The organism is Stenotrophomonas sp. G106K1 (genome assembly GCF_037969685.1).
GTDB classification, from domain to species: domain Bacteria; phylum Pseudomonadota; class Gammaproteobacteria; order Xanthomonadales; family Xanthomonadaceae; genus Stenotrophomonas; species Stenotrophomonas lactitubi.
Window position 1 is genome coordinate 136,824 of the sequence record NZ_JBBPFR010000007.1, and the last position, 19,192, is coordinate 156,015.

Below are 19,192 nucleotides of genomic sequence, written 5' to 3' on the forward strand. Positions count from 1 at the left end.
CCCGGCGTTTGGCCGGGCCCCGTGAGGTACTGCCGTGTGGTCTCAGCGATCGTTCTTGAGGTACTGCAGGAACGGGTCGTTCTTGTCCAGCACGATCACGCCGTTGCCGTCGGTCATCGAGCCGCGGTAAGCCTCGAGGCTGCGGTAAAACGCGTAGAACGACGGGTCAGCCGAACCGGCCTTGCCGTAGATGCGCGCGGCTTCGGCATCGCCTTCACCACGCAGGCGCTGGGCATCACGTTCGGCTTCTGCGATCAGCACGGTGCTGTCGCGGTCGGCCTGGGCGCGGATGGTCAGCGACTGCTCCTCGCCTTCGGCGCGCAGCTTGGCTGCTTCCTGCTTGCGCTGGGCGCGCATGCGCTCGTACACGTCATTGATCACCTGGCTGTCGGTCGGCAGGTCCACCTGCTTGATGCGCAGGTCGATCATCTGCATGCCCAGGCCGGCAACGGCTTCGTTGATCCCCTTCAGCTGCTCGGCGATCAGCTCGCTGCGGTCGCCGGAGACCAGCTGCTGCAGGGTGCGCGAGTTGATCTGGTTGCGCAGCGAGTCGGTGATGATCGGTGCCAGGCGGGCATTGGCGATACGCGGATCGCCACCGGTGGCACGGAAGTAATCACCCACGTTGGAGATGTAACCGATGGCGAAGAAGTCGACGCTGACGTCCTTCTGCTCGGCGGTGAAGTAGCGGGCCGGCGCGGTGTCCAGCACCTGGAAGCGGCGGTCGAACACCCGCACCGTTTCCACCACGGGCAGCTTGAAGTGCAGGCCCGGTTTGATGTCCGAACGCACCACCTTGCCCAGGTTCAGGACCATGGCGGTCTGGTCCTCGCGAACCACGTACACCGAGCCCAGCAGGCCCAGCAGCACCGCTACGACAACGGCGATCCACAGTGAATTTCTCATCGGCTGCCCTCCTCACGGCCGCTCGAACGCCCGGTCGGGCGGCCCACCGGCCGGCCCGGATCACGGGAAGTTTCCACTGCCGTGGTACCCGGCAGCGACGGCATCACCACATCCGGGTTGGGTACCGGCGCCTGTGCCGAGGTGCTGGCACGGGTATCGCCGGTCATCGGCACGTAGATCAGCTGACGGCCATCGCCGCCGATGACCTTGCGGTTCTCGCTCAACACCTGCTGCACCGTTTCCAGCCACAAGCGCTTGCGGGTGACTTCCGGTGCTTCCTTGTACTGGGCCTGCAGCAGGCTGAAGCGCTGGGCATCACCCTCGGCCTTGGACACCACGGCCTGCTTGTAGCCTTCGGCGGTGGTACGGGCACGCGAGGACTGGCCACGCGCTTCAGGCACGACCTTGGCCGCATAGGCCTGGGCTTCGTTGATCAGGCGCTCCTTGACCTGCTGGGCACCGTTGACCTCGTCGAAGGCCGGCTTGACCTCCTCCGGCGGACGGGCGTCCTGCAGGGTCAGGCCGGTCACGGTCAGACCGGTCTTGAAGGCACGCAGCAATGTCTGCAGGCGCTCTTCAGCGGCCACGGCCAGCGGGCCACGGTTGTTCAGCACGACGTTGAGGTCGGCGCGGCCGACTTCCTCGCGCACCGCGCTCTGCGCCGACTGTTCCAGCACCTGGTTGGCATCGACAGTGCCGAACAGATACTGCTGCGGGTCATCGATGCGGTACTGGACGTTCAACGAGACGTTGACGATGTTCTCGTCGCGGGTCAGCACCGGCACCTGGATCGAGAAGGTCTTGATCTCGGTGGCGTTGACCTTGGTGACCGATTCGATCGGCCAGGGCAACTTGAAGTTCGGGCCTGGGGTCAGGATGCGCGAGAACTGGCCGAAGCGCAGCACGACGCCACGCTGCTGTTCGCCGATCAGCTGGAAGCTGGAGAACAGCACCAGCAGGACCACTGCTGCCGCCACCCAACGCAGGATGCCGCCGTCGAACAGATCCTTCAGCGGTCCGGGCAATCCGCCCCAGCCGCCACCATTGCCACCGCCGCGCGACCCGAACGGCCCGCGTCGATTGTCCTCGGGGCCTTGTCCGCCCTTGTTGCCGCCGGGTGTATTCCAGGCCATGCACGCTCCATCAAGATGTGGGCTGCGACGCGGGCCCTTCCCGCAACGCCAGCCGTGAACCACTACCGATCATACAAGATGGGGCTGACCGGCAGGATTGAAAGGCCCCCGAACGGGTAAGGTGGCGTTTTCCTCGAAGTCAGGCAACGCCGATGGCCCCCACCGCCCCGTTCACCGCCTTCCGCATCGAAAAAGACGACGCCGGCTACCGCAGCGGCCTGGTGCCGCTGAGTCTGGACGACCTCAACCCCGGCCAGGTGCTGATCCGCGCGCACTGGTCCTCGGTCAACTACAAGGATGCCCTGGCCGGTACCGGCAAAGGCCGGATCCTGCGGCGCTTCCCGCTGGTGGGCGGCATCGACGTGGCCGGCACGGTGGTCGCCTCCACCGATCCGGCCTGGCGCGAGGGCGATGCGGTACTGGCCACCGGCTGCGGCCTCAGCGAAACCCGCGATGGCGGCTACAGCCAGTACGTGCGACTGGAATCGAGCGCGGTCATCGCCCAGCCGGCAGGCCTGAGCCCGCGCGAGGCAATGGTGCTGGGCACCGCCGGCTTCACCGCCGCGCTGGCCCTGCTGCGCCTGCAGGACAACCGGCAGACGCCAGAGCTGGGGCCACTGGCGGTCACTGGCGCCAGCGGTGGGGTCGGTGCCCTGGCCGTGGACATCTTCAGCCGCGCCGGCTATGCCGTGCACGCGATCAGCGGCAAACCGGAGCAGATCGACTTCCTGCGCGCCATCGGTGCTGCCGAAGTGCTGCCGCGTGACGCCCTTGCCGACACCGGGCCGCTGCAGTCGGCACGCTTCGGCGGTGGCCTGGACAACGCCGGCGGGTCGATGCTGGCCAGCCTGCTGGCACAGACCGTGCCCTATGGCAGCGTGGTCAGTGCAGGCCTGGCCGCCAGCCCGACGCTGGACATGACCGTGATGCCCTTCATCCTGCGCGGTGTCTCGCTGCTTGGTGTGTCGTCGGCCAATGCCCCGCGCGCGCTGCGCGAAGAAGTGTGGGCACGCTTGGGCGACGCGTGGAAACCCCAGCATCTGGACCGCATCTGCACCGCCGAAGTCGGCCTGGACGGACTGCCCGCGGTGTTCGATCGCATGCTGGCGGGCGGCTCGCTTGGCCGCACGGTGGTGCGGATCGACTGAACGTCGCAGGCAGGCGACGGACGGCAGCCGTCGCCCTCCCGCCAACAGGATGCCGGTACTACACTTCCGGCATCACATGGGGAACAACATGGCACGCATTCTGATCGTCGACGACTCACCGTCGCAGCTGTTGGGGATACAGCGCATCGTCGAGAAGCTCGGGCACCAGATCCTGACCGCCACCGATGGCGCGGCCGGGGTGGAGACCGCCAAGGCCGAACTGCCCGACCTGGTGCTGATGGACGTGGTGATGCCCAACCTCAATGGCTTCCAGGCCACCCGCACCCTCGCCCGCGATGAAGCGACCCGGCACATTCCGGTGATCCTGGTGACCACCAAGGACCAGGACACCGACCGCATGTGGGGCATGCGCCAGGGCGCCAAGGCCTACATCACCAAGCCGTTCTCGGAAGACGAACTGTCCGAAGTGCTGGAGCGGGTGTTCGCCGGCCAGGGCTGACACACCGCTCCTGGTGGGTGCCGACCTTGGTCGGCACGGCGCCCTGGTAGATGCCAACCTTGGTTGGCATGCCTTTGCCGGCCAGCGGCCGGCACTACCGTCGGACCGGTTTGCCGCCGCGATTCGTGCGGACCGAGGCCCGCTCCCACCAAAGCAGATCTCAGATCGTTTCGCCAAACGCCTTGGCCAGACTCCGATAGGCCTTCTTCTGCGCCTCGTCGGTCGCCGCCGGGGCGACAATCTCCAGCTCGACGATCTGATCGCCGTCCGGGCTGCCCGGCAGGCCACGCCCACGCAGGCGCAGCTTGCGACCGGCATCGGAGTCAGCCGGAATCTTCAGTTCCACCGCTCCGCCCAGGGTCGGCACGCTGATGCTGGTGCCCAAAGCCGCCTGCCACGGGGTAACCGGCAGCGTGTACAGGATGTTGCGGCCATCGACCTCGAACTGAGGATGCGCGGCGTACTCCACTTCCAGCAGCAGGTTGCCGCCGTGGTTGCCCTGCCCGGCCAAGCGGATCACCTGCCCAGGACGGATGCCCTTGGGCACGCGCACGTCCAGCTGCTTGCCGTTGACGGTGATGCGCAGGCTGTCGCCGTTGTAGGCCGCCTCCAGCGGTACCGACAGCTTGGCCCGGGTATCACGGTTGGGTGCATGGCCGTGGCTGCTGAAGCCCGGACCGGGGCCCGCGCCCTGGCCGCCGCGCTGGCGCGCGAACAGGCTCTCGAAGAAGTCGCTGAAGCCACCGTTGGGGCCACCGCCGCCGCCGAACACTTCCTCGAAATTGAAACCGCCGCCGCCGTAGTTCGGCGGCACGTTGAATTCCTCGCCCGGGCGATAGCCCTGCGCGCGCAGCTGGTCATAGGCCGCGCGCTTCTCGGGATCGCGCAGCGCCTCGTAGGCCTCGTTGATGGCCTTGAACTTGTCTTCGGCCCCGGCTTCTTTGCTGACGTCCGGGTGGTACTTGCGTGCCAGCCGGCGATAAGCGGTCTTGATTTCCGCCTCGCCCGCGCTCGGTTCCACCCCCAGGGTGGCGTAATAATCCTTGAATTCCATCCAGCTACCTCGATTCGCTTCGGCCGCGCCAGTGGGCGCCGCCCCGGGTTCATTCTACGCGCGGGCGATGCTACGCCGCCGATCGTGCGGCAATGGTGAGGCCGACTGATCCAGCGCAATGCGCCTGCCATCGCCCTGCCCCATGCTGTGGCTGACGGCCCGCCGCGGACGACTGAGATGGGGTGTATACATGGGTTTTCCAATGTCTTGACGCGTCCGTCCCCTCCTGGCCCCTACCCTCATCCAGCAAGGAGTTCCCATGATCATCCATGTCGGCGACCGCATTCCGGAAGTCACCCTCAAGCGCATCCGCGAAGGCATCGAGACCCTCGATACCCACGCCCTGTTCGACGGGCGCAAGGTGGTGCTGTTCGCCGTGCCCGGTGCCTTCACCCCTACCTGCTCGGCGCGCCACCTGCCTGGCTACGTGGAAACGTTCGATGCCTTCCGCAAGCGCGGCATCGATGTGTACTGCATCGCGGTCAACGATCCGTTCGTGATGAAGGCCTGGGCCACTGACCAGCACGTGCCCGACGGTCTGCTGATGTTGTCCGACGGCAACGCCGAACTGACCCGCGCGCTTGGCCTGGAGCTTGATGCCAGTGCCTCGGGCATGGGCATCCGTTCGCGCCGCTTTGCCCTGTACGTGGTGGACGGCACGGTGCGCGCGGCCTGGATCGAGGAACCCGGACAGTTCGAGGTGTCTTCGGCCGAGTATGTGCTGGAGCACCTTCCAACCTGAAACCCTCACTGCAAAGGAAAACGGCGAGCCATGTCCAACAAGCCAGCCAAAGCCAGCAACACCTCTCCGTCCGCCAGGATCGATGGCATCAGCGATCGCCAGGCCCTGCGCGAGCGGGCGCGGAAGAACATCGAGGATGGTGCGATCACCGACAGCTACAGCGCCGACCGCAAGGTGGTGATCAAGCTGCTCAACGACGCGCTGGCCACCGAATATGTATGCGTGCTGCGCTACTACCGGCACTACTTCATGGCCAAGGGCATGCTGGCCGATGCGGTCAAGGGCGAGTTCCTTGAGCACGCACAGCAGGAGCAGGCGCACGCCGGCAAGCTGGCCGAACGCATCGTCCAACTCGGCGGCGAGCCTGACCTCAACCCGGACACGCTGACCGCACGCTCGCACGCCGAATACAAGGAAGGCAGCGACCTGCGCGACATGGTCCGCGAGAACCTGGTGGCCGAGCGCGTCGCCATCGACAGCTACCGCGAGATGATCAACTTCATCGGCGACAGCGATACCACCACCAAGCGCATCCTTGAGGAGATCCTGGCGCAGGAGGAGGAGCACGCAGACGAGTTCGCCGACCTGCTGGAGGGTTGGATCGGGGAATAGCAGCGCCGGGCCCTAGCCTGCGAATACCCCGGTAGTTGCCAACCTTGGTTGGCAGCTTCTGCGCGTACCAACCAAGGTTGGCATCTACCGGGTCATGGCCAAGATCAGCACCTACCTGAGGACGTTGAACCGTACCTGCGTCCAGGCACCGTCTGCGGCCAGCGCGGTCAACGTATGCGCGCCCGGATCGGTGAACTCGCGTTGCATCAGCTGCGCACCACGCGTCTGCGCGATCCAGCGACCATCCAGCAGCCAATCCACGGCCTGCTCGCTACCCAATGCCCGCAGCTGCAGGCGTACACCATGCTCGGCATTCGGCGCACGCGCCAGCGTCGCGCCCTCGTTGAGGCCATCGATATGCAGGGCCACGCTGGCCTCGCGACCATCGTCGCGGCAGTCCGGCGACAACGCGGGAAGCTGTGAGACATCGCGCGTGGCCTTGGGCAGCCAGGGTGACAGCAGCGCCGGCCATCGCGCGAACTCACGCGCGACTTCTTCATGCGGTGCGCTGCAATCAGCCGATATCCGCAGGCCGCTGTGCGCGTCGGCCAAGTAGCGTTGGCGACCGGGCTGCCAACGCCGCGCGTCGCGCTCCGGGAACGTGGGCGGCGCCGCACCGTCCAACAGGTAAGCCGACAGGCGTCGCTGGCAGAGCTCGGTGGGCAACGCTTCGGCCAGTTCACCGGTCGGCCAGCAGATGTCCGCCTCGGTCACGCTGGCTGGCATCGGCGCGGCCGCCGCATCGCCGCGCTGGCGCGGCAGGCTGTCGACCACTTCGAACATCAGCGGCAACGCGGTGACCGCACCGTACTGGCCGGGCAAGGGCGTGCCATCGGGCCGCCCCACCCACACACCTACGGTGTAGTGGCGGGTACTACCGATCGCCCACGCATCGCGGTAGCCATAGCTGGTGCCGGTCTTCCAGGCCACGCGCGGCCGCCCGCCAACGTCGAACGTACCAACGCCATAGCCCGGGCGCGGGTTCGATTCCAGCATCTCGCGCACGATCCAGCTGGCACCGGGCGACGCCAGCCGGCGCTCGATCATCGGTTCGTCATCGGTGTAGCGCACGCGGCCGGCAATACCGTTGCGATTGAGTGCGGCAAACGCACCGACCAGGTCTTCCAGGCGCGCGCCGGTGCCGCCAAGTATCAGCGACAGATTGGGCGAGCTGCCCGGTGGGAAACGCAGCTGGATACCGGCATGCGACAGGCGCGCGGCAAAGCGTGCAGCACCCACCCGCTGCAGCAGGTCCACCGACGGCACGTTCAACGACAGACGCAAGGCACTGGCGGCACTGATCGGTCCGTTGAAGGCCATGTCGAAGTTGCCTGGTCGGTAGTTGCCGAAACTCTGCGGCGCATCCACCAGCAGGCTCTCGGAATGGATCAGGCCATCATCGAGTGCCATCGCGTACAGGAACGGCTTCAGCGTGGAGCCCGGGGAACGCCAGGCCTGCACCATGTCCACGTGGCCCAGCCGTTGCCGATCACCGAAAGACAGCGTGCCGACGTAGGCACGCGCCTGCAGGGTCTGGTTGTCTACCACCAGCAGCGCCGCCGAGGTGCGCTCGGGCAGCGTGGAGAAATAGCTGGCCACGCGCTCTTCCAGGGTGCGCTGCAGGCCGATGTCGATGCTGCTTTGGATCCGTGCCTGCCCGGGGTGCGCAGAGTGCAGGCGCTGGGCCAGCAGTGCGGCATGCAGCGGCGGACGCAGCGAGCGTGCAACCACGTTCTCGATGCGCGCATCTTCCACTTCGTCCGGCGTCCACGCGCCGAGCTCGGCCATGCGCGCAAGCACCTTGTCGCGCGCCTTCTGTGCGGCTTCGGGATGGCGGTCCGGGCGCAGCCGGCTGGGGGCCTGCGGCAGTACCGCCAGCAGTGCGGCTTCGGCATGCGAAAGCTGCGCGGCCGGTTTGCCCAGATAGGCCCAGCTGGCCGCCTCCACGCCCTCGATGGTGCCACCGTAGGGTGCGCGCTCCAGATACAGCGCGAGGATCTCGCGCTTGGACAGGTGCACTTCCAGCTGCACCGCACGCAGCATCTGCTTCAGCTTGCCCCACGGGGTGCGTGTATGCGGATCCAGAATGCGCGCCACCTGCATGGTCAGGGTCGAACCACCGGAGACAATGCGGCCACCGCGCAGCAACTGCCCGCTGGCACGCAGGATCGCCAGCGGATTGATGCCCGGGTGCTGCCAGAACCATCGATCCTCGTAGGTCAGCAGCGCCTGCAGGTACAGCGGCGAAACGCTATCGACCGACGCCGGATAGCGCCATACGCCCTCGGCGTCGGCGAACGCACGCAACGGACTGCCGTCAGCGGCAATCACCAGCGTGCTGGTGTCGCGCTGCTTCGGCAATGGTGGTGGAAAGACGACATCCAGCACCAGCAGCAGCACCAGCAATGCCGCGCTGCCCCAGCGCAGCCACGGCCACAGCGGTTGCAGCCGCTGCCGCAGGTGCGGCAGCCGCGTCTTCAGCGATCCCACCTTCATCCACGGCGTCCTATGGGACGGGCCGCGCCGTCGCAGCCCGTCCGCACGATCACGGCTGTACCACCGTCAACGTGGTCGGGTTGCTGCGGCCGACGCCGCGCAGCTGCGGCCGGTACATGTCCTCCACCAGCGACGGCGGCACCGTGTAGGTACCCGGGGTGACCGCACGCACCAGATAGAACACGTTGGCCTTGCTGCCACGCGAGAGCTTCAGTGCCGCCACGTAGCGGTCGTCGCGGAACTCTTCGTGCTTGGTATCGGCCGCTTCGCTGCGGTCGCTGATGGTGATGCCATCCACCACCACGTCGGCCCACTGCTTGGCATCGCCCAGGTTGAGGTTCTCGATCTCCAGGCCAGCCGGCAGCAGGTCGGTCAGCAACGCATCGGGCATCTCGCTGTCGGCGGTGACGGTGACGCGCACGATCAGCGCTTCGCCCTCCTTCAGCGGACGCGGCGACCAGGGCTTGCCATCGGTGCCGAAGTAACTGCGCTCCACGCCGATCACGCTGTTGTCCGGCGCCGGTGCGCTGCGCGGAATGCCAGCCACATCGATGCTGGCGAACATCGGCGGCTGCCCCTGCGGCGTGAAGCGCACGCCCGCGGCCAGCTGCCCAGCATCGAAGTTGCGACCAAACAGCTTGCGCTCGCCGATGGCCTCGCTGTTGCCACCGATCACCAGCTCACCGGCCACCAGTGCCTTCTGGTTGGCAGCCAATGCCTTGCCGAGGCGGGCGATGGCCACCTGCTCCTGCGTGCTCAGCCACATCCAGCCACTGTTGCGGCGCGCATCCAGGCCGCGGCCAAGATCGACCGCGCGTGCATCCCATGCCGGCTTGGCCAGCTTGTTTTCGTGGGTCAGCGCGATCATCAGCGCGTCGTCACGTACGGCACTGCCGTAGTCGCCGAAGTACGACGGGCGTTCGCTGCTGGACTTGGCGAAGCCGGCCGCAAGAGCAGCCTGGCCACGCTTGGCATCGCCCTGCAGCGACAGCGCCACGCCCAGATGCACCAGCGACAGGCCACCCACGGCCTTGCTGCGTTCGTTGTCATACAGCGTGCGCAGGGTACCCAGCGGCGCGCGGTTGACGCGGGCCAGCACGTAACCCGAGTACGCCTGGTTGGCGAACTTCAGGCTTTCGCGCTTTTCCTGGCCGTAGAACTGGTTGCCACCGGACAGCAGGTCTTCGCTCAGGCGGTTCAGCGCCTTCTGCAGCACGTTGTCCGGCACCGCAAAACCACCGTCCTTGGCATCGAGCAGGAACTCGGCGATGTACGGCGTCAGCCACGGGTTCACGTAGCCGTCGTCACCCCACATCGAGAAGTTGCCGTTGGCCACCTGCATCGATGCCAGGCGACCGAACGCACCTTCCATGCGCTCGCGACGGGTCTTCGCGTCCAGGCCATCAGCGCCGAGCATGGACGAAGTCGCCTGGTCCAGGATCAGCGCGGCGTAGCCCTTGCTGGTGGTCTGTTCGGCGCAGCCGTAGGGGTAGTTCAGCGCGCCCTGCAGCGCACTGGCGAACGGGATCGGCGGCAACGGGCTGACCAGCAGGCGGGCATTGACCGATTCGGACATCAGCCCGTCCATCAGGCTGCCATCCAGGCTCACCGCAGCCAGCGGATCGAGCGTGCGCACCTGCGAGCGCAGCACCTGCGGCCACGCCGCGCGTACCGGCAGATCGTAGCGGCGGTCGGCCTTGAAGCCGTTGCCATCCACACGCACGCGCACCTTGGCCACGCTGTGGCCCTCGCGCGCCGACAACGGGAAGCTCAACGTGGTCTTGGCATCGGCATTGAGCTGCACGCTGCGCGTGCCTTCGCCCAGGCTGAGCGGGCCTTCACTGTCCACGCGCACGTTGAACTGACCGGGCTTGCCGGTGAAGTTCTGCACGTCCAGGGTCACCGTACTGCGGTCGCCCGGGGCGAGCACGCGCGGCATGCTGGCCTCGGCCAGAATCGGCGCGCGCACCACGGTTTCCACATCGCGCTTGCCGTACTGGTCATCGCTGTAGACCAGCGCCGACACACGCAGGGTGCCATTGAAGTCCGGCACCTTCAGGCGGATGCGGGCAATGCCCTTGGCATCGAGCTGCACCGGGCCGGAGAACAGGTCCACGGTCTGCACGCGCGCGGTCGGCCGCTTGGCCTGCGGCAACGCCTGCAGTGCCATGTCGCCACCGAACTTCAACTTGCCACTGCTGCCGTCGAAGCTCTCGATCACCCGGCTGTAGATGTCATAGGCATCGATGCCAAGGCGGCGCTGGGCGAAGAAGTGCGCGCCAGCATCAGGCACCGGGAAGCGGGTGATGTTGAGAATGCCCACGTCCACCGCCGAAACAGTGACGTGCGCGGTCTTGCCGGCCAGCTGCGGTGCGCTGACCGTCACAGGCAGGTCCTGCTCCGGTCGCATCTGCTTGGGTGCGACCAGGCCGACGGCCACGGTGCGGCCCTTGCGGTCCATCGGCACGTGCACCACGCCTACAGCACGGGCGGGGGTGATCTTGCTCGGCGCACTGCCACCGCGGAACACCAGGGCGGTGATGTAGACGTCGTGGCGCTCCCAATCGGCGGTGACCGGGATCTTGTAGGTGGCACCGGGCTTGGCGTCGATGTCCTGCACGTACAGCATGCGGTCGGTCTCGACCATCAGCACACCCTTGCCGGCGTGCGGCGGGGTCACCGTCACTTCCAGGGTATCGCCGGCCTTGTAGCCGGTCTTGTCCAGGCCCAACTTGACCTTGTCCGGGCGGGCATCGAGGCCACGGTTGTCATCGCCCCAGCTCCAGCCGGCGCGGAAGGGATAGCGGCTGGTCAGGCCGGTGGACGGATCGAACACGTCCACCCGGTATTCGCCCCACTCCACCGGGAAGTCGAAGGCGACCGCGCTGCCGCCCGCATCGACGGTACGGGTTTCCTTGTTTTCGAAACGGCGGGTGAAATCGTAATCCCAGCGGTTGTCGTTGAAGGTCCAGTGGTAGTCGCGCAGCTCGCGCACCAGGGTGATCTTCAGGCCCTTGGCCGGCTGCGGCTTGCCGTCCGCATCCACGCGCATCAGTTCAAAGCGCGCGTTGCCGTTGGAATCAGCGCCGTCGTCCGGGTTGAACAACGGGCGCACGCCGACCAGTGCGGCGGCCGGCCACACCACCCGCTTCAGGGTGCGGGTGACCGTGCGGCCACCGGTTTCATACAGGCTGCCAGACAGTACCACCGCGATCGGCGCCTTCGCTTTGACCGCTTCTTCCGGCAACGACACGTCTTCGCGCAGCTGGCCATTGGCCGGCAGCGTGGTGTCGATCACATCCTTGGCTTCGCGCGGCAGCTGCAGGGTCGGGTCGCCGAAGAAGTAACCCGGCAGCCCCTCCACCGGCTTCTGCTCGGCGGCCACCGCCATGCGCGCGGTGAAGCGGTTGCCATCGGCCGGGGCACCATACAGATAGGCACCGTTGGCCTGCAGACGCAGGTCTTCGCCCGGCTTCAGCGTCTTCTGGGCGCTGTCCAGGTCCAGCTTCATGCGCTCGGGCAGGAACTCCTCGATGCGCAGGGTCATGCCCTGGATCGCTTCCTTGCTGGCCGGGTCGGTGCGGAACTCGACCTGCCAGCGCCCGGTCGGCGCCTCGGCGGGAATGGTCTGCTCGAAGTTGATATAGCCCTGTTCGCCCGGTTGTACGCGGGTTTCGCGGAAGGTCTTGCCGTCGGGCTGCTTCAGGCGCAGGAACACCGGCTGGCTCTTCACCGGCTTGCCATCGTTGTCACGCAGCAGCGCCGACAGGCGCACCGTCTCACCCGGGCGGTACAGGTCGCGGCCCGACCAGGCGTAGACATCGAACCAGGCGTTGTCACGGCCGGCCACGGCGAACTCGCTCAGATCCAGCGCGGGCTGGTTGAAGGGCAGGAAGCTGGTGTCCTTGCCGCTGCTGGCCACCAGCACGTGGGTGGCGTCCAGGGTGTAGTTCAGCAGCGCATTGCCGTTGCTGTCGGTGCTGCCCTTCAGCACCACCTCGCCCTTGGCATCGAGCACGCGCAGGTCGATGCCCTTCAGCGATGCACCGTCCTTCAGCGCGGCGGTGTGTACGAACAGCTTGTCCTTGTAGGCACGGGTGTGCAGACCGATGTCGCTGACCGAGAAGAACGCGGTATCGAACTCGCCCTCGTAGTCACCGGTGCGCTTGAGCAGGGCGAAATACAACCCCGGCTCCTGCAGTTCCTTGATGTCCTGGGTCGGCAGGTAGGTCAGCACCCGCTCGTTCTGCTTGCCACCCAGAATGAAACGGTTGACGTAGACCGGCTCGGCCAGCTTGTTGATCGGGCTGCGCTCGTAGTCGCTGCTCAGTTCCCAGCTGCCACGGCGACCACCGCGCTGGTACTGGCTGAAGAAGGTCGGCAGATCCTTTTCGCGCACGCGCAGGAACTCGACATCGACTTCCGGCACGTTCACCGACACCACCGGCAGGCCACGGCTGTCCTTGGCCGGCAGCACGCTGCCCTGCGAGGCGAAACCGGCCACCGGCTTCAGCTCGCCGCTGAACACCTTCTGCTTCAGTTCCTTGCCCAGGCGGCTGCCATCGGCGGCCAGCAGGTCAGGCGAGACCACCAGGCTGAATTCCTTGCCGGCTTCGACGAAGGGGTAGCGCAGGGTCAGGCCGTCGTCGGACAGGGTCCAGCTGCTGTCATCGTTGCCGACCTTCTCTTCGAAGCGCACCAGCTTGTCGAAGTCCTGGGTGCCGACCAACGGGCGCGAGAACTCCAGCGCCAGCGACAGGCCTTCACTCTTCTGGTCCGGGTAGGCACGCAGCAGGGTGAACTCCTTCACCTGCTCGGCCTTGGTGGCAATGGCCTCGCCGCTGGCCTTCGGCAGCTGACCGCTGTCGTTGCGGCAACCGGCCAGGCCCAGCAACAGGCCTCCTGCCAGTACCGCCGCCGCCCATCCCCACCGCATCCGCCGTGCCGGACCGCTCATGTCGTCACTCCTTGATCGAGGCGCCCATTATAAGGCCGCCGCGTCAAGGCGTTGACGCCGGGCACCCGGCACCGGAAACCCGGTAGTCGCCAACCTTGGTTGGCGCCGGACCTCGACCGGGTGATGCCGAGGCCGTGCCAACCAAGGTTGGCACCCACCAAAGCCCCCCCTACCCCGGCAGGTACAGGTCCACATAGTCGGTCACCGGCATCGCCGCCAGCGCGACCGGGTCCAGCGAGGCGGCCAGGATCCGTTGCTGCTGGGCAGTCGGGAAGCGGTGCGCCAGATGCCGGCGGAACTTGTCCATCAGCAGCGGGATACCCTCTTCGCGCCGGCGCGCGTGGCCCAGCGGGTACTCCACCAGCACCTCCGGCAGCGCGCTGCCGTCGTTGAAGCGCACCGTCAGGCCGTTGGCGATGCTGCGCTTGTCCGGGTCCAGGTAGTCGGCGCTGAGCTGCGGATCTTCATGGCAGGCCATCTTCGCCCGCAGCGTGTCGATGCGCGGATCGGCCGCCATGTCGTCCTCGTAATCCTCGGCCATCAGCCGCCCATGCAGCAGCGCGATGGCCACCATGTACTGCACGCAGTGGTCGCGGTCGGCGGGATTATGCAATGGGCCCTGCTTGTCGATGATGCGGATGCAGGCTTCCTGGGTACGGATCGCGATGTGCTCGATGTCCGCAGCCGTTCGCCCAAGCGCACGCAGCTGATGGTGCAGCAGGATCGCCGCCTCCACCGCCGTCTGCCCATGGAACTCGGCCGGGAAACTGATCTTGAACAGTACGTTTTCCATCACGTAGCTGCCGAAAGGGCGGCCGAGGGTCAGCGCCTGGCCATGCATCGATACCGCCTCGAAGCCCCAGGTCGGTGCACTGAGCACGCTGGGGTAGCCCATCTCGCCGGTGGCGGCCATCAGCGCCAGGCGTACGCCACGGCTGGTCGCATCACCGGCCGCCCAGCTCTTGCGCGAGCCGGTGTTGGGCGCATGCCGGTAGGTGCGCAGCGCCTGCCCATCCACCCAGGCCAGCGACACCGCATTGAGCATCCGCTCGCGGTCCAGACCCAGCATCTGCGCGACGACGGCGGTTGTGGCCACCTTGACCAGCAGCACGTGGTCCAGGCCAACGCGGTTGAAGGAGTTCTCCAGCGCCAGCACGCCCTGGATCTCGTGCGCCTTGATCATCGCCAGCAGCACGTCATGCACGGTCGGTGGCGGGCGTCGCAACGCGGCTGCGTTGCGGCCAAGCCAGTCGGCCACGGCGAGGATGCCACCCAGGTTGTCCGAGGGGTGGCCCCATTCGGCGGCCAGCCAGGTGTCGTTGAAATCCAGCCAGCGCACCATCGCGCCGATGTTGAAGGCCGACTGCACCGGATCGAGTACGAAGTTGGTGCCGGGGACACGCGCGCCATTGGCCACGCTGATGCCCGGCACCAGCGGTCCCAGCAGCTTGCTGCAGGCGGGGAAGGACAGCGCCTCCAGCCCGCAGCCAAGCGTGTCGAGCAGGCAGTGATGCGCGGTCTGGAACGCCAGTGGCGAGTCGATGCGCGTGTCACGCACGTAGTCGACGATGTCCACCAGCAGCGCATCCCAGGCTGCACGCGCGTTGGATGGGGTGTGGTTGTCGGACATCGCAGGTCTCCTCGTCGGGGTGCACGGTTGCCCGTGCACCATGCCAACCAAGGTTGGCATCTACCAAAGCAATCGGTCTCCGCGGCCCGGTAGTCGCCAACCGTGGTTGGCGTTTACCAGAGCATCACTCGGCTGGCACGCGCACCTTGCCTTCCATCAGCACGCGGGCGCTGCGGCTCATGATGGCCTTGGACACCGTCCACTGGCCGTCAACGAGTGCGGCCTGCGCACCCACGCGCAACGTGCCCGACGGATGCCCGAAGGTCACGGCCTCGCGCTCGCCGCCGCCAGCAGCACGATTGACCAGCGTGCCGGGGATGGCCGCGGCGGTACCGATCGCTACTGCAGCGGTGCCCATCATCGCGTGGTGCAGCTTGCCCATCGACAGCGCGCGGGCATGCAGATCGATGTCCGCAGCCGGGATCGCCTTGCCGCTGGACGACACGTAGTCCTGCGCAGGAGCGACGAAGGCCACCTTCGGCGTGTGCTGGCGGGTGGCCGCATCCTCCAGCGTCTGGATCAGGCCCATGCGCAATGCACCATGGGCACGGATCTTCTCGAAGCGTTCCAGCGCCGCCTTGTCTTCGTTGATCGCCGGCTGCAGTTCGGTGCCGATGTAACCGAGGTCGGCAGCGTTGAGGAAGATCGTCGGGATGCCGGCGGTGATCATCGTCACCTCGAAACTGCCCACGCCGGGCACGTCGAGGGTGTCCACCAGATTACCGGTCGGGAACATCGCGCCAGCATCGCCATCGTCGGACGGGTCGATGAATTCCAGCTGGATCTCTGCGGCCGGGAAGGTCACGCCATCCAGCTCGAAATCGCCGATCTCCTGCACTTCACCATCGCGCATCGGCACATGGGCGATGATGGTCTTGCCGATGTTGGCCTGCCAGATGCGTACGGTGCACAGGCCATCGCGCGGCACCCGCGCCGGATCGATCAGGCCGTTGGCGATGGCGAACGGGCCGACGGCGGTGCTGAGATTGCCGCAGTTGCCGCTCCAGTCCACGAATGCCGTGTCGATCGACACCTGGCCATACAGGTAATCCACGTCGTGATCCGGCACCGAAGCGGTGGAAATGATCACGCACTTGCTGGTGCTGGACGTCGCGCCGCCCATGCCGTCGGTCTGCTTGCCATACGGGTCGGGCGAACCGATCACGCGCATCAGCAGCGCATCGCGCGCGGCGCCCGGCACCTGCGCGGCTTCGGGCAGGTCCTGCAGGCGGAAGAACACGCCCTTGCTGGTGCCGCCACGCATGTAGGTGGCGGGAATGCGGAGTTGCGGGAGAAATACCATGGAACAGTTCCTTGCAATGAAAGACGGCCCGTTGCCGGGCCGTCGGATGACTTACGCCACCTTGGCGCCTTCCAGGAAGTCCTGGGCGAAGCGCTGCAGGACGCCGCCGGCCTCGTAGATCGCCACTTCCTCATCACTGTCCAGGCGGCAGGTGACCGGCACGATCACGTCCTGGCCGTCGCGGCGGTGGATGACCACGCGCAGCTCGGCGCGCGGCGTCCTTTCACCGATCACATCGAAGGTCTCGGTGCCGTCGATACCCAGGGTCAGGCGGGTGGTGCCCGGCTTGAACTCCAGCGGCAGCACGCCCATGCCGATCAGGTTGGTACGGTGGATGCGTTCGAAGCCTTCGGCAACGATGGCCTCTACGCCAGCCAGACGCACGCCCTTGGCGGCCCAGTCGCGCGAACTGCCCTGGCCGTAATCGGCACCGGCGATGATGATCAGCGGCTGCTTGCGTTCCATGTAGGTCTCGATCGCTTCCCACATGCGCATGACCTTGCCTTCCGGCTCCACGCGCGCCAGCGAGCCCTGCTTCACGCTGCCATCTTCGTTGCGCACCATCTCGTTGAACAGCTTCGGGTTGGCAAAGGTGGCACGCTGTGCGGTCAGGTGGTCACCGCGGTGGGTCGCATAGGAATTGAAGTCCTCTTCCGGCAGGCCCATCTTCGCCAGGTACTCACCGGCAGCACTCGACGCCAGGATCGCGTTGGACGGCGACAGGTGGTCGGTGGTGATGTTGTCCGGCAGCACTGCCAGCGCACGCATGCCCGCCAGCGTGCGCTCACCGGCCAATGCGCCCTCCCAGTACGGCGGGCGGCGGATGTAGGTGCTCTGCGCGCGCCAGTCGTACAGCGGGCTGACCTTTGCAGCGTGCTCCACGCGCACGTTGAACATCGGGTTGTAGACGCTGCGGAACTGCTCCGGCTTCACTGCAGCCTTCACCACCGCGTCGATTTCGGCGTCGCTCGGCCAGATGTCTTTCAGGCGCACCTCGTTGCCGTCGGTGTCCACGCCCAGCACATCCTTCTCGATGTCGAAGCGGATGGTGCCGGCGATGGCGTAGGCGATCACCAGCGGCGGCGAGGCAAGGAAGGCCTGCTTGGCGTACGGATGGATGCGGCCGTCGAAGTTGCGGTTGCCCGACAGCACAGCAGTGGCGTACAGGTCGCGATCGATGATTTCCTGCTGGATCTTCGGATCCAGCGCGCCGCTCATGCCGTTGCAGGTAGTGCAGGCAAAGGCGACGATGCCGAAGCCCAGCTTCTCCAGGTCCGGCAGCAGGCCGGCCTCTTCCAGGTACAGCTGCACGGCCTTCGAACCCGGCGCCAGCGACGACTTCACCCACGGCTTGCGCAGCAGGCCACGCTCGTTGGCCTTGCGTGCCAGCAGCGCCGCAGCGATCACGTTGCGCGGGTTGGAGGTATTGGTGCAGCTGGTGATGGCGGCGATGATCACCGCTCCGTCGGGCATCAGGCCCTGTGCCTGTTCGGCCTTGCCGGCCTCAAGCTTGGCGGCATCGGCGATGCCACGCTCGACCAGTTCCGATACCGGCAGTCGACGATGCGGATTGCTCGGGCCGGCCATGTTGCGCACCACCGTCGACAGATCGAAGCGCAGCACGCGCTCGTACTGTGCGGTGGCCAGGTCATCGGCCCACAGGCCGGTGCTGCGCGCGTAGCTTTCGACCAGTGCGACCTGCTTTTCCTCGCGACCGGTCAGGCGCAGGTAATCAAGCGTCTGCCCGTCGATGTAGAACATCGCGGCGGTGGCGCCGTATTCGGGGCACATATTGGAGATGGTGGCGCGATCACCGATGGTCAGTGCGGCGGCACCCTCACCGAAGAATTCAAGCCAAGCGCCGACCACGCGTTCCTTGCGCAGGAACTCGGTCAGGGCCAGCACCACGTCGGTGGCGGTGATGTCCGGCTGCGGCTTGCCGGTCAGCTCGACGCCGATGATGTCCGGCAGGCGCATCCACGACGCGCGGCCCAGCATCACGTTCTCCGCTTCCAGCCCACCCACGCCGATGGCGATCACGCCCAGCGCATCCACGTGCGGGGTGTGGCTGTCGGTACCCACGCAGGTATCGGGGAAGGCCACGCCGTCCTGCACGTAGATTACCGGCGACATCTTCTCCAGGTTGATCTGATGCATGATGCCGTTGCCCGGCGGAATCACGTCCACGTTCTCGAAGGCCAGCTTGGTCCAGTCGATGAAGTGGAAGCGGTCTTCATTGCGGCGATCCTCGATGGCGCGGTTCTTCTCGAACGCCTGCGGATCGAAACCGCCACACTCCACCGCCAGCGAGTGATCGACGATCAGCTGCACCGGCACCACCGGATTGACCTTGGCCGGGTCCCCCCCCTTGTCGGCGATCGCATCACGCAGGCCAGCGAGGTCGACCAGCGCGGTCTGGCCGAGGATGTCATGGCACACCACGCGCGCCGGGAACCACGGGAAGTCCAGGTCACGACGGCGCTCGATCAATTGCTTCAGCGAGTCGGTCAACGTGGCCGGATCGCAGCGACGCACCAGGTTTTCGGCCAGCACGCGCGATACGTACGGCAGCGTGGCGTAGGCGCCGGGCTGGATGGCATCGACCGCGGCGCGCGCGTCGAAGTAGTCCAGCGAAGCGCCGGGGAGGTTCTTGCGATAGTCGATATTCATGGGCTGGCGGAATGCTTGAGGCGGGCCGGGTGCCGGCGATGCGGCGGCGAAAACATCCGGCCGGCACGGGGCCGGCCGGAT

Annotated in this window: 12 protein-coding genes; 4 read left to right on the forward strand and 8 right to left on the reverse strand. The window is 66.6% G+C overall.

The genetic code is table 11. From position 1 onward, the window contains the following. Window positions 1–42: 42 nt before the first annotated feature. Both WKB25_RS09260 and hflK read right to left on the reverse strand, forming a co-directional pair. The gene (locus WKB25_RS09260) at window positions 43–906 is read right to left on the reverse strand and encodes a protease modulator HflC (protein ID WP_340570098.1); all 864 of its coding nucleotides are present in this window, start codon (window positions 904–906) and stop codon (window positions 43–45) included. Beyond that, entirely contained in the window at window positions 903–2,039 is a 1,137-nt protein-coding gene (hflK, locus tag WKB25_RS09265; RefSeq protein WP_340570100.1) for an FtsH protease activity modulator HflK, read from the reverse strand. The genes WKB25_RS09260 and hflK overlap by 4 nt, the downstream gene beginning before the upstream one ends. Before the next feature lie 152 nt (window positions 2,040–2,191). Between hflK and WKB25_RS09270 the strand changes: the two genes are divergently transcribed. Both WKB25_RS09270 and pilH read left to right on the forward strand, forming a co-directional pair. Then, on the forward strand, window positions 2,192–3,187 hold the full coding sequence (locus tag WKB25_RS09270; RefSeq protein ID WP_340570101.1) for a YhdH/YhfP family quinone oxidoreductase: 996 nt from the start codon (window positions 2,192–2,194) through the stop codon (window positions 3,185–3,187). An 88-nt stretch (window positions 3,188–3,275) separates the two neighbouring features. Then, the gene (pilH, locus tag WKB25_RS09275) at window positions 3,276–3,647 is read left to right on the forward strand and encodes a twitching motility response regulator PilH (protein WP_005410644.1); all 372 of its coding nucleotides are present in this window, start codon (window positions 3,276–3,278) and stop codon (window positions 3,645–3,647) included. A 160-nt stretch (window positions 3,648–3,807) separates the two neighbouring features. Here pilH and WKB25_RS09280 read toward each other — a convergent pair whose 3' ends face one another. Beyond that, the gene (locus WKB25_RS09280) at window positions 3,808–4,701 is read right to left on the reverse strand and encodes a DnaJ C-terminal domain-containing protein (protein WP_340570103.1); all 894 of its coding nucleotides are present in this window, start codon (window positions 4,699–4,701) and stop codon (window positions 3,808–3,810) included. A gap of 259 nt (window positions 4,702–4,960) precedes the next feature. Between WKB25_RS09280 and WKB25_RS09285 the strand changes: the two genes are divergently transcribed. Continuing rightward, window positions 4,961–5,443 carry a peroxiredoxin gene (locus WKB25_RS09285; protein ID WP_340570105.1) on the forward strand — a complete coding sequence of 161 codons (483 nt, stop codon included), beginning with the start codon at window positions 4,961–4,963 and terminating at the stop codon, window positions 5,441–5,443. Between the two features lie 30 nt (window positions 5,444–5,473). Continuing rightward, window positions 5,474–6,055, forward strand: a complete 582-nt coding sequence (locus tag WKB25_RS09290) for a ferritin-like domain-containing protein (protein WP_340570106.1) — start codon at window positions 5,474–5,476, stop codon at window positions 6,053–6,055. A 111-nt stretch (window positions 6,056–6,166) separates the two neighbouring features. Here WKB25_RS09290 and pbpC read toward each other — a convergent pair whose 3' ends face one another. The 5 genes from pbpC to acnD all read right to left on the reverse strand — a co-directional run bounded on the left by pbpC (window position 6,167) and on the right by acnD (window position 19,111). Beyond that, window positions 6,167–8,551, reverse strand: coding sequence for a penicillin-binding protein 1C (pbpC, locus tag WKB25_RS09295; RefSeq protein ID WP_340570108.1), 2,385 nt, complete (start codon window positions 8,549–8,551; stop codon window positions 6,167–6,169). A gap of 49 nt (window positions 8,552–8,600) precedes the next feature. Further along, entirely contained in the window at window positions 8,601–13,487 is a 4,887-nt protein-coding gene (locus tag WKB25_RS09300) for an alpha-2-macroglobulin (protein ID WP_340570136.1), read from the reverse strand. Window positions 13,488–13,677: 190 nt separating this feature from the next. Continuing rightward, window positions 13,678–15,138 (reverse strand): bifunctional 2-methylcitrate dehydratase/aconitate hydratase, encoded by a 1,461-nt coding sequence (locus WKB25_RS09305; RefSeq protein WP_340570110.1) that lies wholly within the window; start codon window positions 15,136–15,138, stop codon window positions 13,678–13,680. A 124-nt stretch (window positions 15,139–15,262) separates the two neighbouring features. Beyond that, on the reverse strand, window positions 15,263–16,441 hold the full coding sequence (gene prpF / locus WKB25_RS09310) for a 2-methylaconitate cis-trans isomerase PrpF (protein WP_340570112.1): 1,179 nt from the start codon (window positions 16,439–16,441) through the stop codon (window positions 15,263–15,265). A gap of 51 nt (window positions 16,442–16,492) precedes the next feature. Continuing rightward, a complete protein-coding gene (gene acnD / locus WKB25_RS09315; RefSeq protein WP_340570114.1) occupies window positions 16,493–19,111 on the reverse strand; it encodes a Fe/S-dependent 2-methylisocitrate dehydratase AcnD in 2,619 nt (872 codons plus the stop codon). Window positions 19,112–19,192: the final 81 nt, after the last annotated feature.